This window comes from Halobaculum gomorrense (genome assembly GCF_900129775.1).
Classification (GTDB): domain Archaea; phylum Halobacteriota; class Halobacteria; order Halobacteriales; family Haloferacaceae; genus Halobaculum; species Halobaculum gomorrense.
In genome coordinates, this window is record NZ_FQWV01000006.1 from 162,220 (window position 1) to 187,949 (window position 25,730).

Genomic DNA, 25,730 nt, shown 5'->3' on the forward strand with positions numbered 1-25,730 from the left:
AGCGGCGCGCCAAGAGGAAGTGTTTACACGCGCCGGCGCGTCCCGACGACAATGACGTTGGTCGTCGTGCCGGTGCGATACCCGCTCTCGAAACACTCGAAGGCGACGCTATCGGAGGCGATCCGCATCGCCGACGAGCGCGACGCCGAGTTGACCGTCCTCCACGTCGATCTGTACCAGGACGGCCGGGAAGTCACCCGAACCGATCTCAAGCGCGCGGTCCAGCGCGAGTTCGGCCGACTGCCGAGCGTCCGGTACGTCGTCCGCCGGGGCTTTCTCGTCGAGGAGACGATCCTCGACGAAGTCGCCGCCGAGGAGGCCGACGTGGTCGTCATCGGCGCCAAGCAGGCAAGCCGCTGGCGGCGAACGCTCCAGAAGCTGTTCTCCGATCCCGACATCGAGACGTACCTGAAGGGCAAGCTCAACGCGACGGTCATCACGGTTCGAGCGAACGGGACATCGACCGAACTCGCGTCCGCGGACGGCGGACGCACCGAGCCGTGACGGGGGAGGACCGCGACCGGGACGGCGGCTCAGTCGGCGTTCCGACGACCCGCCGCGCGCTCCTCGACGCGCTTGCCGACGGGCCGGTCTCCGGGCCGGCGTTGGCCGAACGGCTCGGCGTCTCGCGCGCGGCCGTCTGGAACCACGTCGAGGCGCTGCGCGATGCCGGCCTCGTCGTCGAGAGCACCGACGACGGCTACGTCTTGGCCGACGCGTCCGGGTACTCCGCCGAGGCGATCGCGTTCGGTCTCGACGCCCCGTTCGCCGTCGAGTACCACGACAGCGTGGCGTCTACGAACGACCGCGCTCGCGACCTCGCGGCCGCGGGCGCCGACGACATCGCGGTCGTCGCCGACGAGCAGACGAGCGGGCGCGGCCGGCTCGACCGCGAGTGGTGTTCGCCGCCGGGCGGGATCTGGCTGTCGCTGCTCGTGCGTCCCGACGTGCCGCCGGCGCACGCGCCGGCGTACACGCTCGCGATGGCGGTCGCGGTGACGCAAGCCTGTCGAGAGGCCGGCGTCGACGCGCGGATCAAGTGGCCCAACGACGTGCTCGTCGGCGGCGACGCGCCCGACAGCGCCGAAGATACCGAGCGCGGCGGCCGGAAGCTCTGCGGGATCCTCACCGAGATGGAGGGGGAGGCCGACCGCGTCTCGTGGCTCGCGATCGGCACCGGCCTCAACGCGAACATCCGCCCCGACGACCTCCCCCCGTCGGCCGACGCGACGAGCCTCCTCGCCGAGCGCGGCGAGCCGGTCGACCGTCGCCTGCTCGTCCAGCGGGTCCTCGAGGAGTTCGACGACCTCCGCGACGACCTCCGCGGGGCGGTGTCGGCGTGGGAGGAGCACGCCGACACCGTCGGCCAGCGCGTCAGAGTGGAGACGCCCAGCGGCGTCGTCGAGGGCGAGGCGATCGGGATCGAGTTCCCCGGCGCGCTCCTCGTTGACACGGGTGAGGAGACCACACGAGTGACCGCGGGCGACTGCGAACACCTGCGGCCGGTCACCCGCTGAGGCGTCGCAGTCGTCACCCCGCGGCCGTCTCCGCAGCCGCGGCGCCGACGCAGCGGGTGCGTGCTACGTCGCGTCGGTGACCCGAACCGTGAGCACCGGCACGCTCGATCCGCGGACGACCTTTTCGGCGACGCTCCCGAGCAGCAGGCGGTCGATACCGCCGCGGCCGTGGGTGCCCATCACGATCAGGTCGCAGTCGTTCGCCTCCGCGTAGCGGACGATCTCGGCGCTCGGCGAGCCGTCGATCACCGCCGTCTCGACGGGCACCTCGTAGTCGTCGCCGAGCGCTTCGACCAGCGAGACGGCGTCCTCGGCGTCGCCCCGGAGCATCTCGTCGATCCCCTCCCAACTCGACTCCATCGGCATCCCGGCGTAGGAGGCGGAGTTGACGACATACAGCGCGTGGACGGTCGCCCCGTGCTGGACCGCGAGGTCGACCGCGTGGCGGACCGCACGCTCGACGCCGTCGGAGCCGTCCGTCGGAACGAGGATCCGATCGTACATCCCCATGTGACTGTCTGACGTACCCAGACGCCGGGGTCGCATTAAGCCTTCGCACGATCGGGTCGGCGTCTCGCGGTTTCGTGTTTCGATTCGTAACGCGAATGGGACCCCTCCGGCGCTCCGGGCCGTCGCTGGCGGAGGAGTGGAACACAGAAACGGGGGCCGAAGCCGGCCCGAGAACCTGCGTCCGCGACTACAGTCGGCCGACTTCCTCGACCTTCACGCTCTCGACGCCCTCGACGCCCGAGAACGCCTCCTCGACGGCCTCGGTGCCGCCCGCGTCGTCGGGGACGACCACCATCGGGAGGAGCGCGACGAGACCGAACGCGACGTCGTCGCGCTCGACGTTGCGGATCTCGGCGCCCTGCGGGAGCGACTCCTCCAGCTTCTGCTGGAGATCGTCGAGGTCGATCTCGGGGCTGTTCGGCATGACCTTCATCTTCGCGGCGACCTTCCCCATCGTCAGGGCCCCCGGAAGCCGCAGTCGGGACACTCGAAGAGGTTGCTCTGCTTGCGGCACTTGGCGCACCGGCTGATCTGCGTGCCGCAGTCGGGGCACTTGAACGTCGCCGCGGCCGTGCCCGCGACGTTGATGCCGCAGGAGACGCAGCGTCGCTCGGAACGCTGCTCTGACTCTGACTGGCTCATACGGCTAAAGACCGGCGCGCGGCTTTTAACGATTGTCTTTCCGACGAGGAGACAGACATGGCACGGGCACCGGGGGTGAGTCACGCGAGCGCGAGCGGCCCGAGGAGGACGCCCATCAGATGGACCCGCCGACAACCGAACCTGACGGGAACGAATCCGACCGCCGCGGCGGCAGCGAACACGACCAGCCCGACCGCCCCGACGAACGCGACCGACAGGAGCGCCAGCCCGACGAGCACCCCAGCGACGAGCGGCGCGTGGGGCAGCGCGCCGACGACCCGGAGCGCGGCGTCACCGAGAACAATCACGCCGACCGTTCCGGCACCAGCCGCGATCGCCACCGCGGTAACCAGCGTCGGGAGCGCGGCGGGGACGCCGGCGTCTCCCATCGCGACGAGCACCCCCGAGCGCGTCGCGTCGAACGCCCAGTAGGCGAACAGCGCGAACACGGCCGTCGCCGTGTTCGCCCCGCTGGTCGCGACGACGTACTCTCGCGTGGGATCCCGGCCGGCAGTCGCCGGGAGCGCGAGCACAGCCGCGACGCCGGCGGAGACGCCCGGAAGGTAGCCGACGGCGGCGCCGCCGCCGGCGCCCGCGGCCGCAGCCCCGGCGAGTTCGCGCCGCGACAGCCCGATCCTAGCGTCAGCCTGCGGCGGAACCCCCGTGCCGCCGAGTGCGTCGACGAGCACCGGGACGCCGAACAGCCCCGCGAACAGCGGGGCCAGGACGCCGCCGGCGGCGACGAGCGGCTCCGTCGGCGCGGCGAGCGCGGCGAGCCCCAGCGCCGTCGCGAGCGCGAACGTGAACCCCCCGGCGAGCCTGCGCCGGGCCGTCGGCTCCGTGAGCACGAGCAGCAGCGCCACGCCGCCGAGCACGACCGGGAGCCACGCCCGGAGGTGGGGGTATGCGACGCGCATCCCCGCGGTGACGGCGACTGCAGCCGGAACCGCGATCGCGAGCGCCAGTCCCGACCCGACAGCCGAGAGCCGGAGCGCCTCGCGGCCCCGACCCTCGGCGACCAACTGATGACCGGGGAGTGCGGCGGCGGCCATCGCCGCGTCGGGGACGCCCAGCGCCAGCGACGGCACCACGTCGAGGAACGTGTGGACGACGCCGGCGGCGAGCATCGCACAGCCCAGCGGGACCGGCGGCGCGTCGAGCGCGGGCGCCACGGCCGCCAGGAGGAACGCGAAGTTGTTGGCGTGCAAACCGGGAACGAGCCCGCTGCAACAGCCGAGCGCACAGCCCGCGAGCGTGTACGCGAGCAGGGAGATCGCGGCCGGCGGGGCGACGGGAAGCGGAAGCACCGGGGGCAGTGGACCCGTCATCGGACTTCAACACTCCCCCGGGGACGGCTGGTCGACGGTCGAATCGACGGCTCGACGGCTACCAGGGCGGCGTCGAAAGAACTGTGATCGCGTGTCGAGTCGGTCGAGACGAGGTGCGCGTCGCCGGCGTTAGCCGAAGAGCTCGCCCAGGCCCTCGCCCGAGCCCTCGTCGTCGTCCTCGTCGTCGTCCTCCTCGGCTTCGGCCTCGTCGGCCTCGTCGCCGTCGTCTGCGGCGCCCTCGTCGGCGTCCGCCTCGTCGGCGGAGCCGCCAGCCGAGCCACCGGCGGCGCCCGCGGCGGGCGCGGCGGCGGCCGTCTCGATGGCGTCCTCGATGTCGACGTCCTCCAGCGCGGCCACGAGGGCCTTCACGCGGGATTCCTCGACGTCGACGTCGGCGGCTTCGAGCACCGCCGTGACGTTGTCCTCGTTGATCTCCTCGCCCGTCTCGTTCAGGATGAGTGCAGCGTAAACGTATTCCATGGTCCTGTGTAGTGTGTTGATCGCTTATCCGAACATCGCGCCGAGGCCTTCCGCGCCGTCGCCGTCGTCGTCATCGTCATCGGCGGCGTCGGCGTCAGCGTCGGCAGGCTCGGCTTCCGTGTCCTCGTCGTCGCTCGATTCATCCGGCTCCTCCTCGACGGCAGGCTCGGCCGCGGGCGCCTCGACGCCGCGGAGCTCCTCGGGGAGCGCCTCGTCGTCGTTGATGGCGGCCGCGAGCGAGCGCAGCTGGGCGTCCGCACGGGCCACGAGGTCGGGCATCAGCTCCTCGTCCTCGATGGCGGCGAACAGGCCGACGGCCTTCGCCTCGCCGGCGGCCTTGCCGAGCAGGGTGCCCGCGGTGCGGGCGGTCGGGTAGGCGGCGTTGACCGAGAGGTTCCGCGCCGCCGCCGCGGCGGATTCGACATCCGCGCGGTACTCGTCCACGTCGATGGCGAGCTCCTCGGGCTCGAACAGCACGTCGTCGGCGAAGACGGCGCGCAGGTCGAGGCCGACCTCCTTCGGCTCGATGCCGAGCTCGCCGAGCACGTTAGCGAGATCGTTGGAGACCTCCTCGCCCGCGTCGAGCACGTGCGAGTCGGACATGACCTTGATCGACCCGCCGTCGATCCGGGCGTCCGCGCCGACCTGCTGCAGCTCGCCGACGAACGGACCGGGGTCGACTCCCGTGTCACCCTCGGGGATGACGATGTCGTTCGGGGCGACCTCACCCGCGCCGATGGGCGCGGAGGTCTTCGACGCCTCGAGCCGCTTGAACAGCCCGAAGGGGTTGTCGTTCGTCCCGATGAGGCCGACGTGGCCCGAGACGAACGCGGAGAGGCCTTCGACGCCCTCGTCTACCTCGTCGAGCGCGCGCTCGATGAGCGTGTTGCGGGACATCCGCAGCTCGGCCTCCCCGTACAGGTCGCGGCGCATGTCCTGGAGCTGCCGGCTCGGGATGCCGGTGAGGTCGACGACGCCGACGGCGTCGTAGGAGCCGACGAACTCCGTCAGCTCGTCGACCTCCTCGCGCTTCCACTCGGGGATCGTCTCGGTCTTGCGCTCCTGTGCGGAACTGCTCATACGGGCACCTCCACGGACGGCCCCATCGTCGTCTTGACGTAGATGCCGTCGATGTTGAGCGGCCCCTTCTCGAGGTCCGCCTCCAGTCGGCGGACGATCACGTCGATGTTGTCGGCGATCTCGTCGGCCGTCATATCCTCGGCGCCGACGCGCGTGTGGAACGTGCGGCGGTCGCGCGAGCGAATCTGGACGGTGTTTTTCATGCGGTTGACGGTTTCGACGACGTCGTCGTCGGGCTGGAGCGGCGTCGGCATCTTGCCGCGCGGCCCCAGGATGCGTCCGAGGTTGGACGCGACGTCCTGCATCATATCGGCCTCGGCGATGAAGAAGTCGGTCTCATCGGCGAGGTCCTTGGCGTCGTTCTCTTCGGATGCGAGATCCGAGAGGTCGTCGCCTGACAGGACGTCGTCTGCGACGTCTTCCGCGCGGAGGGCGGTCTCGCCCTCCGCAATGACGACGATCTGTGTCTCCTGGCCGGTGCCGGCCGGGAGCACGACTTCGTCGTCAACTCGATTCGACGGGTCGTTGAGGTCCAAGTCCCGGAGATTGATCGCCAAATCCACGGTCTCGCGGAAGTTGCGAGCGGGGGCGGTCTCCAGTGCTTGGGATACTGCGTCCTCGATTGAATCTGCCATTTTTCACCTCCGTAGTACGCAGGAATGCTCCTACGGGTCAGTGAAACAGGCGTACGCCTGTCTCACCGTTGAATCCGCCCACGCGACACTTAAGACCGTCGAAGGGCCGTCCCCCACGGTTGGGAGTGACACGGCGCGCCGCTCGCCGACGGAGAACCGTACCCACGCTGTCGACGATCCTCACGCGGTCGCTGCCCCCACGCGGTCACTGCGGCTGGGCGGTCGAGGCGTCGCGCCGGCCGGCGAGTATCGGCGGCCGGCGTGCGAGAAGTGGAACCGGTGGTTACGCCGCGGCTTCGTCGGCAAGCACGTCGTCGTACTCGCCGGCGTCGACGCGGTCGTCGAACGTGCGGGCGTCCTCGCCGTCGATGGTGACGCCCAGCGACGCACAGGTGCCGCCGACCTCCTTGGCGGCGGCCTTCACGTCGTACGCGAGCAGGTCGGACAGCTTCTGCTCGGCGACTTTCTTCACCTGTTCGACGGACATGTCGGCGACGAAGTCATTCTGGGGCTCGCCCGAGCCCGTCTCGAAGCCGACCTCGTCTTTGATCAGCTCCGCCGTCGGCGGGACGCCGACCTCGATGCTGAAGGAGCCGTCGTCGTCGTACTCGACTGTGACGGGCACTTCCATGCCGTCGAAGGCGGCGGTCTGGTCGTTGATCTCCGAGACGACCGCCTGCACGTCGACCGGCGTCGGACCGAGCTCGGGACCGAGCGGCGGGCCGGGATTGGCCTGGCCGCCGGGAACGAGCACTTCGATGGTTCCAGCCATGCTTTCGGATTCCCCGTCGCGTCGTTTAAGGATTGTCTTTGCGACCGATCCCGGCGGTTGCGTGCGTGTGATCGGCTCGCAACCCGGTTTGGGGTCACGGTCCGGTTCGGGATCACAGGGCCTTATCCCCCACGGCGACGCCGTCCAACCAATGACTGAGTCAGACTCGATGATGTACACGACACTGGGCGACACGGGGCTGGACGTGTCGCAGCTGTGTCTCGGCTGCATGAATTTCGGGAGCGAGCTGCCGTGGATGATGAACGACCGCGACGCGAGCATCGACCTGATCCACGAGGCGCTCGACCTTGGCATCAACTTCCTCGACACGGCGAACGTCTACTCGACCGGAGAGTCCGAGGAGATCGTCGGCGACGCGGTCGCCTCGGCGAACCGCGACGAGCTCGTTCTCGCCACCAAGGTGTACGGGGACATGTTCGAGGGACCGAACGGGTCAGGGCTCTCTCGGAAGCACATCCTCGATCAGGTCGAGGCCAGCCTCGACCGCCTCGGCACGGACTACATCGACCTCTATCAGATCCACCGCTGGGACGACGACACTCCCATCGAGGAGACGCTCGCCGCCCTCGACCGGCTCGTCGAGACGGGACGGGTCCGCTACATCGGCGCCTCGACGATGACTGCCTACCAGTTCACCAAGGCGCTGTACACCTCCGACGTCGAGGATTACGAGCGGTTCGCCTGCATGCAGCCGGAGTACAACGCCGTCGACCGCCACGAGGAGGCGAACCTGCTGGAGGTGTGCGCCGGCGAGGGTGTCGGCGTGATCCCGTGGTCACCGCTCGCCGGCGGCTTCCTCACCGGCAAGTACGAGCGTGACGCCGACCCCGAGTCCGGGCTGCGCGCGGCCGCCGATGAGTACACCCAGAACCGCTTCACCGATGAGAATTGGGCCGTGCTGGAGGAGATCCGCGCGGTCGCCGAGGCGAGGGACGCGACGCCGGCGCAGGTGTCGCTGGCCTGGCTGCTCGACCGAGACGTGGTCGACGCGCCGATCGTCGGCCCACGGTCGAGCGACCACCTCCGCGAGAACGTCGGCGCGCTCTCGGTCGAGTTGACCGACGAGGAGGCGGCCCGCATCGCGGCGCCGAAGACGCCCCGATGGCCCGCACCCGGGAAGGACTGAGCCGTCCCGAGGCCGGTCCGACGCCGCGCGAGCACGCGTCGGCGCGCCGAGCGCCCGCAGGCGGTACGGTTTTCCCCGAGCACGACGGCCACCCGCCATGGAGACCGAGTCGCTCGTCGAGACGCTGGAGGCGGCGGGGCTCTCACCGTATCAGGCCGAGGCGTACGTCGCGCTGTTGGAGTTGGGGACGGCGTCGGCGACCGACGTGGCGGACGCGAGCGGCGTGCCCGCGCCGCGCATCTACGACGTGTTACGGACGCTGGAGGAGTTAGACTATATCGAGACCTACGAGGCGGAGTCGCTGCGGGCTCGCGCCCACAGCCCGTCGGTGGTGCTCGACGACCTACGGAATCGAGCCGAGCGACTCGAATCGGCCGCCGAGGAGGTAGAACAGCGGTGGGAGCAGCCGGAGTTGGAGGCCGGCGGCGCGAGCATCGTCACGCGCTTTCGGACCGTCATCGAGCGCGCAGAGGCGTTCATCACGGATGCGAACCACCAGATCCTGCTGTCGACGACGACGGGGAACCTCCGTCGGCTCGCGCCGTCCCTCCGGGACGCCGTCGACCGTGGCGTCTCCGTGCGCGTGTCGGTCCACACCGACGAGGACGAGGCGCCGCCTGACCTCGACCTCTTCGAGGGCACGTGCATCGAGGCGCGCCACCGACCGCTGGCCGCGCCGTTCGTCGCGCTCGCGGACCGTCGGCAGGCGTCGTTCGCCCATCACCCCGACTCCTACGACCGCTACGGCGTGCTCGTCAACGACCGGACGCACACGTACGTGTTCTACTGGTACTTCCTCACCACGCTGTGGGAGCCGTGGGAGACGGTGTACGACGCCACCGGCGAGGGGCTCCCGATCGAGTACTTCGACGTACGCCACCTCGTCCGCGACCTTCGGGCGATCGGCTGGGAGGACGCCCCTATCACGCTCCGAGTCGAGGGATACGACACCAAGACCGGGGAGGAGTCCACCGTCGTGGGAACCGTCGTCGACGTACGCGTCCCGTTCGCCTCCGAATCAGACACCGGGTACGAGCTGGCCGGGCAGGTGACCGTCGACCTCGACGTCGACGGCGAACACGTCAGCGTCGGCGGGTGGGGCGCGATTGTCGAGGATATCGAGGGAACGAGACTCACGATCGTCGACGCGCCGCCGCTCGATTGATCGCCCGTCATTCGCCCGACAGAGGGGAAGGATTCTCAAATGTTGACTGACAGGACGGACCCAATATAATTAACAACAGCCGTTGTAAAACCCATAGCCTATATTAATGATTGTTCCCTATGCCAGCGTGATGTCTGACGACAACACACGGAACGGCGTGGCGCGGCGCGAGTACCTCGCCGCAGCTGGCGGCGCCGGTGCGACTCTGGGGCTGGCGGGCTGCATGGGGGGAGGCAGTGGAAACGGCGACGGTAGCGGAGCGGACACCGCGACCGGGACGCCGATCGACACGGCCGCGCCCGAGGAGGAGATCACGATCCAGGTGGCGGCGGACTCGAACTTCGCCAACTCTCAGGAGGCGATCATGAAGACGCTCCGGGAGGACGGCGGCCTCCCGGACAATATCACCGTCGAGTTCCTCGCGGGGTCGTTCACGACGGGCGACCGCCGCTCGAAGTACCAGCAGATCCTCTCGGCGGGGCAGCAGAAGCCCACCGTCTTCATGATGGACAACGGGTGGACGATCCCGTTCATCGCCCGGGGGCAGCTCGCGAACCTCAGCAAGGTACTGCCCGGGTCGATCACGGAGACAGTGAAACAGGACTACCTCGACAACATGGTCGCCACCGCACAGGGGCAGAACGGCGACCTCTACGGTATCCCGCTGTTCGCGGACTTCCCGACCATCCAGTACCGCAAGGACCTGATGCGGCAGGCCGGTTACTCGGACGCCGAGTTCGACAAGTGGGCGACCGAGCCGATGACGTGGACTCGGTTCTCGGAGGTCGTGAAGAAGACCATGGACGCCACCGGTAAGACCGGATTCAACTGGCAGGGCGCCGCCTACGAGGGCCTGTCCTGCTGTGACTTCATCGAGTTCATGGGCTCGCACGGCGGGTCGTACTTCGGCACGTTCGACAACTACTTCGGCCCCATCGGCGAGCGGCCGGTCACGGTCGACAGCGAGAACGTGATCAACGCGGTCCGAATGATGCGCTCGTTCATCTACGGACCGGGCAACGACCCCGCGGCGCTCGACGGGATCAAGGACATCTCGCCGGACGCGGTCGTCCAGTACAAAGAGGAGTCCTCGCGCAAGCCGTTCACAAACGGCGACGTGATCGCCCTGCGCAACTGGCCGTACTCGATCAACATCAACGCCGCCGAGGACGTCTTCGGAGAGGACCTTGGCGTGATGCCGATCCCGTACGCCGTGAGCCAGAGCGACTCCGAGTACGAGACCATCGGCGGGAGCACGTCGGCGCTGGGCGGGTGGCACCTCACCCTCAACCCGAACGCGACGGACACGCGCAAGCAGGCCGCCGTCCAGCTGTTCAAAGCGCTCCAGACCGACGAGGTTCGCATCAAGATGTTCGAGATCGGCGGGTGGATCCCCCCGATCCCGGACCTCATCGCCACCGAACGCACGCGCCAGCTCAAGCCCATCGGCCGGTACGTCGACTCGCTCAAGGTCGCCGGCGAGAACGCGCTCCCGCGGCCGGTCACGGTCGTCTGGCCCCAGGAGTCGACGCAGATCGCAAGCGAGGTCAACGCCAGCATCCGCCAGCAGAAGACCCCGAAGAAGGCGATGACCGACCTGAAGAAGTCGCTGGAGTCGATCGAGAGCCAGGTCTGAGACGGCGGCACGACAGAATTATATATTCAATGTACAATCGTTACCAAGTGTCATGAGCACTGAACAACCGACGGGAAGCGCTCCTCGGCGCGAGCGGTCGGGGCCGTACGTGGCCGTCGTCCGGTGGATGGAGAACCTCTCGGAGACCCAGTACGCGTATCTCCTCTTGACGCCGGCGTTCCTGTTGCTGGGGGCGATCGCGTTCTGGCCACTGGTGTCGACGTTCCAGCTCTCGCTGTTCGCCGACAGCCTCGGACAGGCGAGCGTCGGGGAGTTCATCGGCCTGGGCAACTACGTCGCGATCCTCACCGGCGAACGGACGGCGCTGTTGCCGTCGCCGTTCCTGCCGCAGTCGCTCACGGTGGGCGCGATGTTCAACAGCGCGCTCGCCGTGACGGTGGTGTTCACGGTCATCAGCGTGTTCTTCGAGACGATCATCGGGTTCGTGCAGGCGCTGGTGCTCGACCAGAACTTCCGCGGACGCCGGTGGGTCCGCGTAGCGATCATCCTGCCGTGGGCGATCCCGATCGTCGTCCAGGGGATGATCTTCTTCTTGATGTTCCAGCCGAACCTCGGCTTCCTCGTCGGCACCTCCGACAACCCCGCGTTCCTGAACCAGATCGGGCTGCTGACGACGACGCCGCTGGCGAACGCCCAGGACGCCACGATGATCGTGATCGTCGCCGACGTGTGGAAGACGACGGCGTTCATGGCGCTGCTCATCCTCGCGGGGATGCAGTCGATCGACCGGAGCCTCTACGACGTGGCGAAGGTCGCGGGCGCCTCGCCGTGGCAGCGGTTCAAGTACATCACCTTCCCGATCATCCTGCCGACGGTGATGGTGGCGATGCTGTTCCGGACGATCCAGGCGATGCGCATCTACGGACTCATCGAGACCGTAGCGGGGTGTACGACGGTGCCTTCGCTGTCGTGTCTCGTGATCACGACGTTCAACAACCGGATGCTCGGTTCGTCGGCGACGGTCGCGTTCATCACCGCGGCCATCATCGCCGCGATCGTCTCGGTGTACATCGTTGGCTACGCCCGTGGTGACGTATGAACGACGACACGACGCGCCCGGACGGCGGCGTCCAGACCGAGCCCGAACTGAAACGAGGGCCGTTCCAGCGGTGGATCAACAGGTCGATCGACGACCCCGAGCGGGCGTACCGCGCGATGTTCTACGTCGCGACCGGGTTCTTCCTGGTCACGACGCTGTTCCCGTTCTACTTCCTACTGGTGCTGGCAGTGACGCCGGAGGCTGCGGGGCTTCAGTTGGTCCCGGCCGCATTTGACTTCGGCGTCTTCCTGGACGTGTTCCGCCAGATCAACTTCCTGCGGTACATGTTCAACAGCCTCGTGCTGGCGCTGACGACGACGGCGATCGTGTTGCTGCTGTCGAGCCTCGCTGGATACGTGTTCGGTCGGCTGGAGTTCCCCGGCCGGACGCCGCTGATGTTGCTCGTGCTCGCGATCAGCTACTTCCCGCCGGCGGCGTTCTTCGTCCCGCTGTACCAGCTGTTCACAGGGAACGTGATCCAGGGGCTGGTGCTGTACAACACGCCGGGAGCGATGATCCTCCCGTTCAGCTCGCTGTTCATGCCCCTGTCGATCTTCATTCTCACCACCTTCTACGGACAGATCCCAGACGGGCTGGAGGACGCCGCGCGGGTCGAAGGGACGACCAGACTCGGTGCGCTGTTCCGGGTCATCGTTCCCCTGTCGGCGCCGGGAGTGGCGACAGCGGGCGTGCTGACGTTCATCGCGGTGTACAACGAGTTCTTCTTCAGCCAGCTGATGAACAACGGCCAGCCCGAGAACTGGGCACCCATCGTGGGCGGACTGCTCCAACTGCAGCGTGCGGGGCAGTTCCAGGTCACCTACGGCATCATGGCCGCGGGCAGCATCATCGCCGTGGTGCCGGTGGCGATCCTCGTGGTCGTCGCGCAAGAGAAGATCGTGAGCGGGCTGACTGCGGGCGCACTCAAGGAGTAAGACAATGGCACGAGTTCAACTCACAGACGTGACGAAACGGTACGAGGACGTGACCGCTGTCGAGGAGATGAACCTCGACATCAAGGACGGCGAGTTCATCACGCTCGTCGGTCCGTCCGGGTGCGGGAAGTCCACGACGATGGAGATGATCGCCGGCCTGACCTCTCCCAGCGACGGGACGGTGATGATCGGCGATCGGGACGTGACGACGCTTCCTCCGAAGGACCGGGGCATCTCGATGGTGTTCCAGAACATCGCCCTGTTCCCGCACATGGACGTGTACGACAACATCTCCTTCGGGCTGCGCCTGCGGGACTACGAGAAAGCGGAGATCGACCGCCGCGTCGACGACGCCGCCGGCATCGTCCAGATGGAGGGGATGCTCGACCGCATGCCCGACGAGATGTCGGGCGGGCAGCGACAACGCATCGCCATCGCCCGCGCCATCGTCCGCGAGCCCGAGGTGTTCCTGATGGACGAGCCGCTGGCGAACCTCGACGCGAAGCTGCGCGTCCACATGCGCACCGAGCTCCAGCGGCTCCACAAGGAGCTGGAGACGACCATCATCTACGTCACACACGACCAGGCGGAGGCGATGACGATGTCCGACCGGATCGCCGTCCTCAACGAGGGCGAACTCCAGCAGTTCGCCGCGCCGCTGACTTGCTACAACGAGCCCAGGAACGAGTTCGTCGCCGGGTTCATCGGATCCCCGGCAATGAACTTCACGAACGGGGACCTGACCGGGTCGGGGTTCTCCTCGGCCCACTACGACGTCACTTTCCCGACGGAGGGCGTCGGGATCTCCCCCGGGACGCCGGTGACGCTCGGCGTCCGGCCGGAAGACGTCTACCCGGAGGAGACTCTCGACGACGCCGCGGATCCGACGGAGCTGATCGACGCCGAGGTCGACGTCCTCGAGCCGATGGGCGACGAGATCTTCGTCTACCTCATGCTCGCGGAGGACACCGAGTCCGGCATGGGCGGCGACGTGAGCGGCGACGACACCCTCCTGATGAGCGTCTCGCCCGACAGCACGCTCGAGGAGGGGGATCTCATCAACGTGGCGCTCGACCGCGCGAAGATCCACCTCTTCGACGACGACACCGGAGAGGCGCTCGTCCACGGGGTCGCACGGGCCACGGGCGCGTCCGCCGACGCGACCGGAGAGGAGGCCGAGTAGGATGGTCGAGACCCTGTACCTCCTCGCGGTGGCGCTGCTGTTCATCCCGTGGGCGTACGGGCTGTACGCGCTGGCGCGCGACGGCAAGAACCGTCTGCTTCCGCTCGCGCGCCGGTACCTCCGCGGCCGCCGCCGGCTCAAGCGACAGTCGGAGGCGGATGCCGAGCGCGAGGAACAGGAACGACAACTATACTGACTCCCCCCTCTTCCGTCCGACCATGACGTGTTACTCGATCCCGAGTAGTATCCCCGAGGTGCGACGATGACGCTCGTCGACGGGTTCGATCCATCCGGCGTTCGCGTCGGCATCGTGGGGCTCGGCGGCATCGGCCACCACCACGCAGAGCGCCTCGAATCACTCGGCGCGGACCTGGTCGGGGGGATGGACGTCGACGCCGGCGCCCGCGAGCGCTTCGTCCACGAGTTCGACGCGCACGCGTTCGAGGACGCCGGCGAGCTGTACGACATGGTCGACGCCGTGCTCCTCACGACGCCGAACCGGTTCCACGAAGAGTACGCCGTCTCCGCGCTGGAGTGGGGGCTCGACGTGCTCCTCGAGAAGCCGCTGGCGCACACGCTGGAGTCGGCCGAACGCATCGCCGACGCCGCTCGCGAGGCCGACGGGATCTGCATGGTCGGCTTCAACAACCGCTTCGCTGCGCCGGTAGAGGTGCTGAAACACTACCAGGGCGAGGGCCGTTTCGGGGACGTTCGCCACGTTGAGGCGAACTACGTGCGCCGCCGGGGGGTGCCCGGCCGCGGATCGTGGTTCACGACGAAGGACGTCTCCGGCGGCGGCAGCCTCATCGACATCGGCGTCCACGCGATCGACCTCGCGCTGTACTTCCTCGACTTCCCGGACGTCGTGGAGGTCTCCGGCGTCGCGCGCTCGGAGTTCGGCGGCCGCGACGACTACACCTACATCGACATGTGGGGCGACGACTCCGGCCCCGAGGACTTCGACGTGGACGACTCCGTCTCGGCGTTCATCCGGACCGCAGACGGCGCCACCGTCTCGCTGGAGGCCGCGTGGGCGACGAACCGCCCCGAGAACAACGACTTCTTCGTCCGCGGGACGGAGGCGGGCGCGCACTTCGACCGCGGCAGCGGCGACCTCACGCTCTTCGAGAACGGCGTCGGCGGCGGCCACCACCTCACCGACACCGACGTCGACACCCGCGACATCGACACCCACCGCGCCGAGCAGGCGGCCTTCCTCCAAGCGGTGGAGACTGGCGAGGCACCCACGCGCAACACCGTCGAACAGGCGCTGACGGTCCAGCGCGTCATCGACGGGATCTACCGCTGCACTGAAACCGGGCGGGCGGTCCGCCTCGACGAGTAACGCGGGCTCTGGGACGCGGGCTCCGAACCCGACTTCACACCCGACCCGGGCTCCGTGCGAGCCGTCCCGTTTTTCTCCCGTCGGTCGCAACGCGAGGGCGATGGTCACCACAGCGATGAGCACGCCGGAGATCCTGATCAGACTCCTCGCGGGGGCCGGCCTGATCCTCACGAACGGCTTCTTCGTCGCGATCGAGTTCGCGTTGACGCGGGCGCGCCAGTTCTCCGAGGAGGAGTTCGTCGGCGACACCCCGGCGCTGGAGCGCGCCTGGGAGATGACCCAACAGCTCGAGATCTACCTGACGACCTGCCAGGTCGGGATCACGGCGTCGAGCATCGCTGTCGGAATCGTCGCCGAGCCGGCACTGGCGGCGCTGTTCGCGCCCGTGTTCGCGAACACCGCGCTCGCCTCCGCCGGAGCGGGCGCCGTCATCGCGTTCGTCATCATCAACCTCCTCCATCTCACGCACGGCGAGCAGACGCCGACGTACCTGGGCGTGGAGCGCTCACGGCAGGTGTCGCGGTACGGCGCGACCCCGCTGTACTACTTCCACGTGGTGATCTCGCCGATCATCACGTTCGGCGACTGGGTCGCGAAGGCGACGCTGAAGCTGTTCGGCGTCGAGATGACCGGCGCCTGGCTGGAGACCGAAGCGGACGCCATCGAGAGCCGGGCGGATCTGCGCAGGAGCCTCGACTCGACCCTCGAAGAGGGCGATATCGCCGAGGAGCGGCGCGAGGAGATCGTCAACGCGCTAGTCGTCGGCGAGCGAACCGTCGCGGAGATCATGGTGCCCGCCGAGGACATCGTGCCGCTCTCGACCGGCGACGCCTGGGCGGAGAACCTCGCGCGGATACGCGAGACGCCCCACACGCGCTATCCGCTGTTGGGCGACGACGGCGAGGAGTTCCTCGGCATCGTGTACGTCCCCGCGTTCCTACGCGAGGTGGACAGCCTCGCGAACCCCGACCACGACCTCCGAAAGGTCGCGGCCCCGCCGATGACGCTGTCGCCCGACACGACCGTCGCCGACGCGATCGACCGCTTCCAGATCGAGGGACAAGAGCTCGCACTCGTCGTCTCTGAGGGGGAGATCCGCGGGCTGCTCACCGCGACGGACGCGTTCGAGGAGGTGATGGGCGAACTGGAGGACCCGATGGACAGGGAGGCGAGCGAGCGGTCCGCCGGCGCTCCGTAGCTCGATCGCGGCGCCGTCGGGACGCCGTCACCGGGGATCGTCGGGAGCAGTCCGTCGGCAGGCGTCGTTCCGTCGACACACAGATTTATTCGGTCTGTTGTACAAACCGCGAGCATGGACATCGGTGTACTGACCGTGCCGTTGGGCGGTGAATCGCGATCGGACGCGTTCGAGTATCTCTCCGGTATCGGCGTCGAGGCGGTCGAACTCGGCGTCGGTGGCTTCCCGGGGTCCGACCACACCGACCGCGAGGCGCTGCGCTCCGAGGAGTCCGCCCGCGAAGCGCTGCGGGCCGACCTGGACGAGCACGACCTCCGGGTGAGCGCGTTCGCGACGCACAACAACCCCCTACACCCCGACGAGGAGACGGCCGCCGAGGCCGACCGCGAACTCCGCGAGGCGGTCGAACTCGCCGACGAGTTCGGCGTCGACGCGGTCACCTGTTTCTCGGGGCTGCCAGCCGGCGGGCCGAACGACGAGGTCCCCAACTGGATCACGGCGCCGTGGCCGACCGAGCACGCCGAGGCCGAGGCGTACCAGTGGGACGTGGCCGAGGACTACTGGTCCGATCTCGCCGCCCACGCCGACTACCACGGCGTCGACGTGGCCATCGAGATGCACCCGAACATGCTCGTGTACGAGCCGCACGGCATGCTGAAGCTGCGCGAGGCGACGAACGAGCGGATCGGTGCCAACTTCGACCCCTCGCACCTCTACTGGCAGGGGATCGACGTGACCGAGGCGATCCGCCTGCTCGGCGACCACGACGCGATCCACCACGTCCACGCGAAAGACACGAAGGTGTACGAGTCGCAAGCGCGCGAGAAGGGCGTGCTCGACACGACCGACTACGCGGACAGCGAGAATCGCTCGTGGCTGTTCCGGTCGGTCGGCTACGGTCACGGCGAGGAGCACTGGAAGGACGTGGTCAGCACGCTCCGGATGGTCGGCTACGACGGCGCGCTCTCGATCGAACACGAGGACGCGCTCACCTCCTCCCGGGAGGGGCTGGAGAAGGCCGTCGACCTGCTGAAGCGCGCGCGCTTCGAGACGACCCCCGGCGAGGCCTACTGGGCAGAGTAACCGACCATGACCGACGAACCAATCGACATCGGCGTTCTGGGGTACCGCTTCATGGGGAAGGCGCACGCGAACGCGCTCGACCGCCTGCCCATGTTCTTCGAGGACGCGCCCGAGAGGAACCGCCACACCGTGATCGGTCGCGACGAGGCGGCGCTGGCCGACGCCGCGGAGACGCTCGGCTTCGAGCACACCGCGACGGACTGGCGCGACGTGGTCGAGGAGGTGGACGCCTTCTACAACCTCGGGCCGAACCACCTCCACGTCGAGCCCTCGGTCGCCGCACTGGAGGCCGGCACGCCCGTGCTGTGTGAGAAGCCGCTGGCGCCGACGCTGGCGGGCGCCGAGGAGATGCGGGAGGCTGCCGCCGCGGCCGAGGTGCCCGCCGCCTGCGCGTTCAACTACCGCTTCGTCCCCGCGATCCGCTACGCGAAGCGCCTGATCGACGCCGGCGAACTCGGCGAGATCCGACAGGTCCGCGGTCGATATCTCCAGGACTGGCTGTCGGACCCCGAGGCGCCGTGGAGCTGGCGCAACGACGAAGAGCTGGCCGGCTCGGGCGCGCTCGGCGACCTCGGCGCGCATACGATCGACCTCGCGCGCTTCCTCGTCGGCGACCGCGTCGGCGAGGCGGCGAGCGTCTCCGGCCATCTGAAGACGTTCACCGACGAGCGGCCCGTCGAGGGTGAGGACGGCGAGACGCGGCCCGTCACCGTGGACGACGCCTACTCCGCGCAGATCGAGTACGACTCCGGCGCGATTGCCACCTTCGAGGCCTCACGCGTGACCGAGGGTCACAAAAACGACCACACCATCGCCGTCCACGGGAGCGCGGGGAGCCTCGAGTTCTCACTGGAGCGCCTCAACGAGTTGCGGGTGATGACCGGGGACGCGCGCGGCTACGAGACGGTGCTCGTCACCGACGAGGACGACCCGTACATCGACCACTGGTGGCCCCCGGGCCACGTCATCGGCTGGGAGCACACCTTCGTCCACGAAAACTACGAATTCCTCACGGCCGTCGCGGAGGGAGATGACTTCAGCCCGAGCTTCGACGACGCCTACGAGGTCCAGCGCGTGATCGACGGTGTCGAGCGCTCGGACGCCGAAGGCGCCCGCGTCGACCTCAACTGACCGACGCGGCGACGGCGCGGCGACGGCGCGGCGGCCACGCCCGACCCGCCGAGGCCGTCGGTCGCGGCGGTCGTCGGCGTCCGTGCGAACGTTTTTGATGGAATCCGCGAAAGCGTGACCCATGATGACAGCCGACGCGGCCGCGACGACGGTTCGGGTCGCGTTCGACGCCCCTGAGGGGCGCGGTGCTGGAGGCGGCACGGCGGGCCGCCGACGCCGCGAGCGACCCGGACGGCCCCCGATCGAGACCCTCGCCGTCGGCTCGCCCGGGACGGTCCACCTCCCACTGGTCACCGTGACCCGGGGCGGTCGGACCGCCGTCCACCGCGCAGTCGACCCGAACGGCACGGCGAGCCTGGTGAGCCTGCTCGCCGACGGCGACATCCCCGTCGACGGCGCGGCAGCCGTCGTCGACCACGGTCCCGACCCGGACGACTTCCCCGTCGGCGACGGGCCGCTGTCGGCCGGGACGCGGCGGACGCTTCGGGGCGCCGGGTGGGCCGACCCGACCGCGTTCGAGTCGCCGGCGGTCCTCGGCGTCGATGCGCTCGACGCGGTGGCCCACCTCGGCGTGCGCGGTCGCGGCTGGGGTGACGCCCGGCGGGACGAGCCGGTCGTTGAGGGGTGGCGCGAGGCCCGCAACACCGACGGCGACCCGGTCGTCGTGATCAACGGCCTCGACGCGGACCCGAAGGTCGACGGCGATCGGCTGCTGCTCGCGAGCCTCACCGGCCGGGTCGTCGCCGTCGCCGTCGTCGCCGCCAGCGCGGTCGGGGCGGAAGACGTCGTCGTCGTCGTGCAGGCGTTCGTCGAGGTGAACCCGGCGACCGCCGACCGCCTCGGGATCGTCGACGGCGAGCGTGTCCGCGTCGAGTCACCCCGCGGCGCGATCGAGGTTCGCGCCGAGATCAGCGACCGCCCGGGCGACGGCGTGGTGTTCGTCCCGATGCACTTCGCGGACGGCGCCGTGAATCGACTCACCGGCGATCACGTCGACCCGACGAGCGGTATCCCCGAGTACAAGCTGTCGAGCGTTCGGGTCGAGCGCCTCAACGCGAGCGAGAAGAACGACGAGCGCGGACCGGACGGATCGGCCAAGCAGCGCCGGCCGGACGGCGGCGAGGAAACGGGATCGACGGCCGCGATCGACGACTGAAACCGGACGGGGCGGCGCTGGCCGCGCTCACTCCTCGTCCGTGCCTGCGCCGACGGTGAGGACCGGAACCGGCGCGGTCCGGACGGTCTTCTCGGCGACGCTGCCCAGCAGGATCCGCTCGGTCCCCCGACGGCCGGTCGTCCCCATGACGACCGCGTCCACGCCGTTCGCCTCCACGTACGCGCGGATCTCCTCGGCCAGGTCGCCGCGGACGACGCTCGCGGTCGCCTCGCGAACGCCGGCCGCCTCGGCGTCGGCGGCGACGGCGTCCACCACGTCCGTCGCCGCGGCCTCCGCATCGTCGGCGCCGTCAGCGTCCGGATCGTTTTCGAGGCCGAGCCCGCCGAGCAGCGAGTCGTCGACGACCGACAGCGCGTGCACCCGCGCATCCAGCGCCCCCGCGAGCGCGATGCCGTGGTCGACGGCCGCCGACGCGCGCCGACTCCCGTCCGTCGGGACGAGGACGTCCTCGTACGGAAACGATAGCCGCTCGTCGTCGGCCATCCGAACGGCCAGCACCGGCACCGGCGAGAGGCGGACGACTTTCTCGGTCACGCTGCCGAGTATCCGTCGCGAGAGCCCCTTTCGGCCGTTCGTCGGCATCGCGATTAGATCGAGGCCGTACCGTTCGGCATAGTCGACGATCGTTCGCGCCGGTCCTCCCTGCGCGACCTCGGCCTCGTGGTCGACTCCGCGAGCGGTGAGCGCGGCGCGCGCCTCGTCGACCGTCTCCTCGCCGCGGGTGACGAGCGAGTCGACCGCCTCGCCCCCGACGACCGTTACGGAGTCGCGGTTGGTGTCCGCGACGTACAATACGTGGACGGTCGCGTCACACCACGACGCGATCGCGGCGACGTGGTCGAGCGCGTCGCTCGCGCCGTCACTCCCGTCGTACGGAAAGAGGATGTCGTCGTACATCGATGGGGGCGTTCGGGCGCGCGCTGCTAATCGTTTGGCATCGATCCGGGCGAGACCTCAGAACTCCCGGACGCCCTCGTCGGTGATCACCTCGTCGACCAGCGAGATCGGCGTCGCGTCGTAGGCGGGGTTCTCCAGCGTGATGCCGTCGACAGGTTCGAGCATCACCTCGCTCGGGGGACGCAACTCGTTCTCGAAGCGGAACTCGTCGTCGATGATCTTCGTGCCCGAGCCGACCACGACGACGGGAACGCCGACCTTGGCGGCGGCGGCCGCGATCGGGAACGTCCCGATGCGGTTGTAGAGGGTGTCGCCGACGATGCAGTCCATGCCGACGACGACGCGATCCGGGTCCACCTCCCGGAGGAGGTAGCCGGCTGCGGCGTCGACCGCGAGGTGCGGTTCGACCCGGTCCAGTTCCGCGAGCGTGCGCGCCATCTTCCGCCCGAGATACCGCGGGCGCGCCTCGGTGACGTACGCTGTCATGCGGGCGCCGCGGCCTGTGGCCGACTCGACGGCCTCCAGAACCGTCGAGGAGTAGTCGTGCGTGAGGAACGTCTCGCCGTCCGCGAAGGTCCGTGCGGCGTTTTCGGCCGCCTCGCGCTTGCCGGTCTCGACCCGCTCGGTCTCCTGTTCGATCGCCGTTTCCAGAAGGTCCTTCGCTCCATCCACCGTCTCGGCGTTGTCCAGCACCGCGTCGGTGACCGCCCGCATCGCGCGGTGGAGGCTGGCGTGAGAGGGGTTCGCCCGGCGGAGGGCGCCAGCGTTGTGATCGAGGTCGCGCTCGAACTCGTCGAGCGTGGCGTACTCGCGGTCGAGCAGGTCGCGCAGCGAGCGCGCCGCCTTCACCGCGACGACCGACGAGGAGTGCGTCTGCATCTCTCGGATCTCGGCGACCGTCTCGTCTATCATGGCTTCGCCGTCGTGGCTTTGCGGGTTAGGTGTTCCGGGACTTTCTCCGCGGCCCGCCCCGCCCGCGAGCCTCGCCGTCGGAGCCAGACGGCAACACTCATACCGGCGTCCCCATTACCCAAGCCTCGTTAGATGAACCGCCGCACCCGCGAGTACCTGAGGGGCCGCTTTGGCGACTACTACCGGAGCGCCTCCGTCTCCCCGCCGCCCGAGGCCAACGAGCGCGAGTGGGGCCACATCCCCTTCACCGCGGGCGACGGCACCACGATGGTCCGCCACCAGTCGCTGCTCGACATCGGCGAGGTGAGCGAGTTCCTCGCGCGCGAGACGCCGCGCCACGCCTACTTCTCGGCGGCCCGCTACGACGACCCGGCGAACAAGCGGATGAGCGAGAAGGGGTGGCGCACAGCCGACCTGGTGTTCGACCTCGACGCCGACCACCTCCCCGGCGTCGACCCGGAGGAGACGAGCTACGGCGACATGCTCGCGGCCTGCAAGGACGAACTGCTCGCGCTGCTGGACATCCTCGAGACCGACTTCGGCTTCGCGGACACGGACTTGCAGGTCGTCTTCTCGGGCGGGCGCGGCTACCACGTCCACGTCCGCGACGACGCCGTCGCCGACCTCGACTCGACTGCGCGCCGCGAGGTGGTCGACTACGTCCGCGCGGTCGATCTGAACTACGACGGCCTCATCGAGCGCCGCCCGAACGAGCGCGGGACGACCCTCCAGAAGCAACTCCGCCGAGAGGGCGGGTGGGGCCGACGGGTCCACGAGGAGCTCGTTGCCTACGCGGAGGACCTCCGCGCGATGGACGAGGACGACGCCCTCGCGGAGCTGCAGGAGCTCGACGGCGTCGGCGAGAAGACTGCCCGGACGATCTACGGCGTGCTGGAGCGCAATCCCGACGGCGTGAAGTCGGGCAACGTCGAGTTAGGCCCCGGCGCCTCGACGCTCGTGCGCGCGATCGCAGAGCGCGTCGCCGCCGAACAGACCGCGCCAATCGACGAGCCGGTGACGACCGACGTTCGCCGGCTCATCCGGCTGCCCGGCAGCATCCACGGCGGGAGCGGCCTCGTCGTGCGTCCGCTGGAACACGACGCCGTCGACGACTTCGACCCGCTGACGGACGCCGTTCCCGACCGCTTCCGCGGCCGCGACATCCTCGTCGACGTGCACGATCCCGGGTCGGTCGACGTTGGCGACGACAGAGATAAGGTGGAAGAGGGAATCGTCTCAGTCCCAGAGTACGTCGGCGTATTCCTCATGGCCAGAGGGCGCGCCGAGAAGGCGCGAGAGTAGCAGTCGAGAGAGCAGATACGATGGATTTAGACGAACTACGCTCGGTCCAGTCGAAGGAGCGCACGAAGGACAGCCTCCAGCACCTGCGCGATTCCTTCTACGAGGACGTCGCCGCGTACCTCGCCGAGCGCAAGCGCCAGCGCGACGAGCGCGCGACCACCGTCGAGAACCCGTTCTCCGACGAGCAGGTTCGCAAGCTCTCCGACGAAATCGAGACCGCCGAAGAGGTCGTAGAGTCGCTGTACGAGCGCCGCGTCGGCAAGGTCGTGAAGCTCTCGTCGTTCGCCGCCGCCGGCGCTCCTACCGACACCGAGGGGATGACCGTCCAAGAGGCGGAGCTGTTCGAAGACCTCGTCGTCCGTATCGAACAGAACAAAAGCCGCGTCCTCGACGTGTTGGACAACGGCGCCGACATCGACATCGACATCGATGCGCCCGCGGCGACCGCCGACGACGGACGGCACGCTGGCGTCGGAACGCCCGGCGCGCCCGCGACCGCGGAGTCCGCCGCTGGCACACCGGAAGACGAGAGCGCACAGCCGCAATCTGGCGGTGTCCTTGCCGAGGCGATGGGCGGCGAGGCTGGCGACGGCGAGTCGACCGTACCCGCGGCCTCCGTCGACACCGACGCCGACACCGGCGCCGAGGCCGCCAGGGAAATCGACGCGGCCGACGGCGACAGGCCCGGACCCGGTGACGCGGGCGCAGCGGGCGTCGAGGAGGCCGGTCCACCCGTCGAAGCCGCAGACGCCGGCGGACCCTCCGAGGAGTTCGTTCCGGGGTCAGAGCCCGACCGATCGGGCGACGCGGTCCCGCCGGCATCGTCCACTGACACCGGCGGGGGCGACGCCGACACCGACGCCGGCGCCGACACCGAGCGCCGAACCGTCCGGATCACCCGCGACGTGGGACAGATCCTCGGCGTCGACGAGCGGGAGTACGAACTTGCGAGCGACGACGTGGTCTCGCTGCCGACCGCGAACGCGGACCCGCTCGTCGAGCGGGACGCCGCCGAGCCGATCGAGTGACCACGGCCTCCCGCTCGACGAACGACGGGGAGCAGGCCCCACCGGCACCGATACGCCTTTTCGCGCCGCCGCCGCACACTCGTCCATGCTCGACACCGGCACCGAAGCGCCCGCGTTCTCGCTCCCCGACCACGTCGGCCGCGTGGTCTCGCTCGACGAGTTCGAGGGCCGGCGCGTCGTCCTCTACTTCTACCCGCGGGCGGACACCCCCGGCTGTACGACCGAGGCGTGCGGCTTCCGCGACGCCTACGACGAGTTCGAGGAGCGCGATGCGGCGGTCTTGGGCGTGAGTGACGACCCCGTCGACGACCTAGAGGCGTTCGCCCGCAAGCACGACCTCCCGTTCCCGCTGTTGTCGGACGAGGACGGGGCAGTCGCGAGCGCCTACGACTCCTACGGCGAAAAGAACGTCTTCGGCAACGTCGTCGAGGGCGTTTTCCGCAACACGTACCTCATCGGTCCCGACGGGCGGATCGAGCGGACCTACGAGGGCGTCTCACCGGAGGACCACGCCGAGGAACTGCTCGCCGACATCGGCGACCTCCGCGACGAGGAGTCGTAGCCGGCCGACCGCCGTCCGTCGACCGATCGCGACTAGTCGACTCACTCACCACGAGGACCCGTCCACCGCCCGGCGGATCGCCTCGCGCTTCACGAGCGCGAAGCCGGCGACCACCACGAGGAAGCCGCCGACGGTGAGCGGCGTCACCGGCTCCGAGAGGATGACGACGCCAGCGACCGTCGCGACGACCGGGACGACGTAGCTCACGAGGTTGATCTCGAACGGGCCGAGCAGGTCCAGCAGGCCGAAGTAGATGCCGAAGCCGACGGCCGACCCGAACACCCCGAGGAACAGCAGCGACCCCAGCACCTCCGCCGACAGCGCCGTCGGGAGCGGCTGCGGTTCGCCGGCCGCGACGCTGAGCACGTGGAGCACGATGGCGCCGAACCCCATCTCCCACGCGGTCCGGGGGAGTGCGTCCGACTGCGGGTCGAGCCAGCGGGTGGCGACGCTCCCGAAGGAGACGGCGACGGCCGCGACGAACACCAGCGCGACGCCGATGGTCGTGTCGCCGGCCAGGTCCGAGGGCGACGGCTGCGCGACGAGGCCGACGCCGACGACGCCGAGGACAACCCCGACGTAACCGCGGAAGTCGAGGCTTCCCTCCCCCAGCAGCCACACGGTGAAGAACGTGGTGAGGATGGGGTTGAGGCTGTAGACGATCGCCGCGACGCCGCCGGTGGTGTACCGCTGGCCGTACGCGAGGAACGCGATGTTCGCGACGACGAACAGCAGTGCCGCGACGGCGACCGCACCCCAGTCGGATCGGCCGCGAGGGTACGGGTCGTCCGCGCGCCAGAACACGTACGCCAGCGCGACGAGCGCGCCCACGTCGAACCGGTACGCGCCCAAGAGCAACGGACGCAACTCGACGAGTGCGATCTCGATTGCCGGGAAGCTCCCGCCCCAACAGATCCCGAGGGCGAGAAAGAGGGCGGCGTTACGGAGCGAACTCACAGGAGACTCACGTTCCACACGGCGGGCGGAACCGACTTCGGCGTTTCC

28 protein-coding genes are annotated in these 25,730 nt (G+C 69.1%); 17 read left to right on the forward strand and 11 right to left on the reverse strand.

Annotated elements, in window-relative coordinates; all coding sequences use genetic code 11:
• Nucleotides 1–51: 51 nt before the first annotated feature.
• Both BUE16_RS11915 and BUE16_RS11920 read left to right on the forward strand, forming a co-directional pair.
• The gene (locus BUE16_RS11915) at nucleotides 52–504 is read left to right on the forward strand and encodes a universal stress protein (RefSeq protein WP_073309955.1); all 453 of its coding nucleotides are present in this window, start codon (nucleotides 52–54) and stop codon (nucleotides 502–504) included.
• Entirely contained in the window at nucleotides 501–1,517 is a 1,017-nt protein-coding gene (locus BUE16_RS11920) for a biotin--[acetyl-CoA-carboxylase] ligase (protein WP_073309957.1), read from the forward strand. The genes BUE16_RS11915 and BUE16_RS11920 overlap by 4 nt, the downstream gene beginning before the upstream one ends.
• 63 nt (nucleotides 1,518–1,580) lie before the next feature.
• Here the strand turns inward: BUE16_RS11920 and BUE16_RS11925 are convergent, their stop codons facing one another.
• The 8 genes from BUE16_RS11925 to BUE16_RS11960 all read right to left on the reverse strand — a co-directional run bounded on the left by BUE16_RS11925 (nucleotide 1,581) and on the right by BUE16_RS11960 (nucleotide 6,964).
• The gene (locus BUE16_RS11925; protein WP_200778429.1) at nucleotides 1,581–2,027 is read right to left on the reverse strand and encodes a universal stress protein; all 447 of its coding nucleotides are present in this window, start codon (nucleotides 2,025–2,027) and stop codon (nucleotides 1,581–1,583) included.
• Nucleotides 2,028–2,214: 187 nt separating this feature from the next.
• Nucleotides 2,215–2,481 (reverse strand): elongation factor 1-beta, encoded by a 267-nt coding sequence (locus tag BUE16_RS11930; RefSeq protein WP_073309959.1) that lies wholly within the window; start codon nucleotides 2,479–2,481, stop codon nucleotides 2,215–2,217.
• Nucleotides 2,482–2,483: 2 nt separating this feature from the next.
• The gene (locus BUE16_RS11935) at nucleotides 2,484–2,669 is read right to left on the reverse strand and encodes an HVO_2753 family zinc finger protein (RefSeq protein ID WP_073309961.1); all 186 of its coding nucleotides are present in this window, start codon (nucleotides 2,667–2,669) and stop codon (nucleotides 2,484–2,486) included.
• Between the two features lie 80 nt (nucleotides 2,670–2,749).
• Nucleotides 2,750–3,997, reverse strand: coding sequence for a tripartite tricarboxylate transporter permease (locus BUE16_RS11940; protein ID WP_073309963.1), 1,248 nt, complete (start codon nucleotides 3,995–3,997; stop codon nucleotides 2,750–2,752).
• Nucleotides 3,998–4,126: 129 nt separating this feature from the next.
• Nucleotides 4,127–4,477, reverse strand: coding sequence for a 50S ribosomal protein P1 (gene rpl12p, locus BUE16_RS11945; protein WP_073309965.1), 351 nt, complete (start codon nucleotides 4,475–4,477; stop codon nucleotides 4,127–4,129).
• 24 nt (nucleotides 4,478–4,501) lie between these two features.
• A complete protein-coding gene (locus tag BUE16_RS11950; RefSeq protein ID WP_073309968.1) occupies nucleotides 4,502–5,557 on the reverse strand; it encodes a 50S ribosomal protein L10 in 1,056 nt (351 codons plus the stop codon).
• Entirely contained in the window at nucleotides 5,554–6,192 is a 639-nt protein-coding gene (locus BUE16_RS11955) for a 50S ribosomal protein L1 (RefSeq protein ID WP_073309970.1), read from the reverse strand. The genes BUE16_RS11950 and BUE16_RS11955 overlap by 4 nt, the downstream gene beginning before the upstream one ends.
• Before the next feature lie 283 nt (nucleotides 6,193–6,475).
• A complete protein-coding gene (locus tag BUE16_RS11960; protein ID WP_073309972.1) occupies nucleotides 6,476–6,964 on the reverse strand; it encodes a 50S ribosomal protein L11 in 489 nt (162 codons plus the stop codon).
• 169 nt (nucleotides 6,965–7,133) lie between these two features.
• Here BUE16_RS11960 and BUE16_RS11965 point away from each other — a divergent pair, with 169 nt between their 5' ends.
• From BUE16_RS11965 to BUE16_RS16080, 12 genes are all read left to right on the forward strand, one after another.
• Nucleotides 7,134–8,111: an aldo/keto reductase gene (locus BUE16_RS11965; protein ID WP_200778432.1), complete on the forward strand. Its 978-nt coding sequence runs from the start codon at nucleotides 7,134–7,136 to the stop codon at nucleotides 8,109–8,111.
• A 97-nt stretch (nucleotides 8,112–8,208) separates the two neighbouring features.
• Nucleotides 8,209–9,276: a TrmB family transcriptional regulator gene (locus BUE16_RS11970; protein WP_073309976.1), complete on the forward strand. Its 1,068-nt coding sequence runs from the start codon at nucleotides 8,209–8,211 to the stop codon at nucleotides 9,274–9,276.
• 130 nt (nucleotides 9,277–9,406) lie between these two features.
• A complete protein-coding gene (locus BUE16_RS11975) occupies nucleotides 9,407–10,912 on the forward strand; it encodes an extracellular solute-binding protein (protein ID WP_073309978.1) in 1,506 nt (501 codons plus the stop codon).
• Nucleotides 10,913–10,964: 52 nt separating this feature from the next.
• On the forward strand, nucleotides 10,965–11,972 hold the full coding sequence (locus BUE16_RS11980; protein WP_079991628.1) for a carbohydrate ABC transporter permease: 1,008 nt from the start codon (nucleotides 10,965–10,967) through the stop codon (nucleotides 11,970–11,972).
• A complete protein-coding gene (locus tag BUE16_RS11985; protein ID WP_073309980.1) occupies nucleotides 11,969–12,907 on the forward strand; it encodes a carbohydrate ABC transporter permease in 939 nt (312 codons plus the stop codon). Before BUE16_RS11980 ends, BUE16_RS11985 begins: the two co-directional genes overlap by 4 nt.
• A gap of 4 nt (nucleotides 12,908–12,911) precedes the next feature.
• Complete coding sequence (locus tag BUE16_RS11990) at nucleotides 12,912–14,090, forward strand: ABC transporter ATP-binding protein (RefSeq protein ID WP_073309982.1); 1,179 nt, start codon at nucleotides 12,912–12,914, stop codon at nucleotides 14,088–14,090.
• A 1-nt stretch (nucleotide 14,091) separates the two neighbouring features.
• Nucleotides 14,092–14,286: a hypothetical protein gene (locus tag BUE16_RS11995; protein WP_073309985.1), complete on the forward strand. Its 195-nt coding sequence runs from the start codon at nucleotides 14,092–14,094 to the stop codon at nucleotides 14,284–14,286.
• Nucleotides 14,287–14,352: 66 nt separating this feature from the next.
• Nucleotides 14,353–15,435, forward strand: coding sequence for a Gfo/Idh/MocA family protein (locus BUE16_RS12000; RefSeq protein ID WP_073309987.1), 1,083 nt, complete (start codon nucleotides 14,353–14,355; stop codon nucleotides 15,433–15,435).
• Nucleotides 15,436–15,550: 115 nt separating this feature from the next.
• Nucleotides 15,551–16,633, forward strand: coding sequence for a hemolysin family protein (locus tag BUE16_RS12005; protein WP_073310081.1), 1,083 nt, complete (start codon nucleotides 15,551–15,553; stop codon nucleotides 16,631–16,633).
• Nucleotides 16,634–16,747: 114 nt separating this feature from the next.
• Complete coding sequence (locus tag BUE16_RS12010; protein ID WP_073309990.1) at nucleotides 16,748–17,716, forward strand: sugar phosphate isomerase/epimerase family protein; 969 nt, start codon at nucleotides 16,748–16,750, stop codon at nucleotides 17,714–17,716.
• Between the two features lie 6 nt (nucleotides 17,717–17,722).
• Nucleotides 17,723–18,847, forward strand: coding sequence for a Gfo/Idh/MocA family protein (locus BUE16_RS12015; protein WP_073309992.1), 1,125 nt, complete (start codon nucleotides 17,723–17,725; stop codon nucleotides 18,845–18,847).
• A 121-nt stretch (nucleotides 18,848–18,968) separates the two neighbouring features.
• The gene (locus BUE16_RS16080; RefSeq protein WP_073309994.1) at nucleotides 18,969–20,003 is read left to right on the forward strand and encodes a molybdopterin dinucleotide binding domain-containing protein; all 1,035 of its coding nucleotides are present in this window, start codon (nucleotides 18,969–18,971) and stop codon (nucleotides 20,001–20,003) included.
• Between the two features lie 27 nt (nucleotides 20,004–20,030).
• Here BUE16_RS16080 and BUE16_RS12025 read toward each other — a convergent pair whose 3' ends face one another.
• Nucleotides 20,031–20,921 (reverse strand): universal stress protein, encoded by an 891-nt coding sequence (locus BUE16_RS12025; RefSeq protein ID WP_073309996.1) that lies wholly within the window; start codon nucleotides 20,919–20,921, stop codon nucleotides 20,031–20,033.
• Between the two features lie 57 nt (nucleotides 20,922–20,978).
• Nucleotides 20,979–21,833, reverse strand: a complete 855-nt coding sequence (locus tag BUE16_RS12030; RefSeq protein WP_073309998.1) for a translation initiation factor eIF-2B — start codon at nucleotides 21,831–21,833, stop codon at nucleotides 20,979–20,981.
• Between the two features lie 132 nt (nucleotides 21,834–21,965).
• Here BUE16_RS12030 and priS point away from each other — a divergent pair, with 132 nt between their 5' ends.
• The 3 genes from priS (at nucleotide 21,966) to bcp (ending at nucleotide 24,725) form a co-directional block, all read left to right on the forward strand.
• Nucleotides 21,966–23,135, forward strand: coding sequence for a DNA primase small subunit PriS (priS, locus tag BUE16_RS12035; RefSeq protein ID WP_073310000.1), 1,170 nt, complete (start codon nucleotides 21,966–21,968; stop codon nucleotides 23,133–23,135).
• A gap of 20 nt (nucleotides 23,136–23,155) precedes the next feature.
• Nucleotides 23,156–24,163: a DNA replication complex subunit Gins51 gene (locus BUE16_RS12040; protein ID WP_073310002.1), complete on the forward strand. Its 1,008-nt coding sequence runs from the start codon at nucleotides 23,156–23,158 to the stop codon at nucleotides 24,161–24,163.
• An 85-nt stretch (nucleotides 24,164–24,248) separates the two neighbouring features.
• Entirely contained in the window at nucleotides 24,249–24,725 is a 477-nt protein-coding gene (gene bcp / locus BUE16_RS12045) for a thioredoxin-dependent thiol peroxidase (protein WP_073310004.1), read from the forward strand.
• Nucleotides 24,726–24,770: 45 nt separating this feature from the next.
• On the opposite strand, the gene BUE16_RS12050 is transcribed toward bcp, so the two are convergent.
• The gene (locus BUE16_RS12050; RefSeq protein WP_073310006.1) at nucleotides 24,771–25,682 is read right to left on the reverse strand and encodes a DMT family transporter; all 912 of its coding nucleotides are present in this window, start codon (nucleotides 25,680–25,682) and stop codon (nucleotides 24,771–24,773) included.
• Between the last annotated feature and the right edge of the window lie 48 nt (nucleotides 25,683–25,730).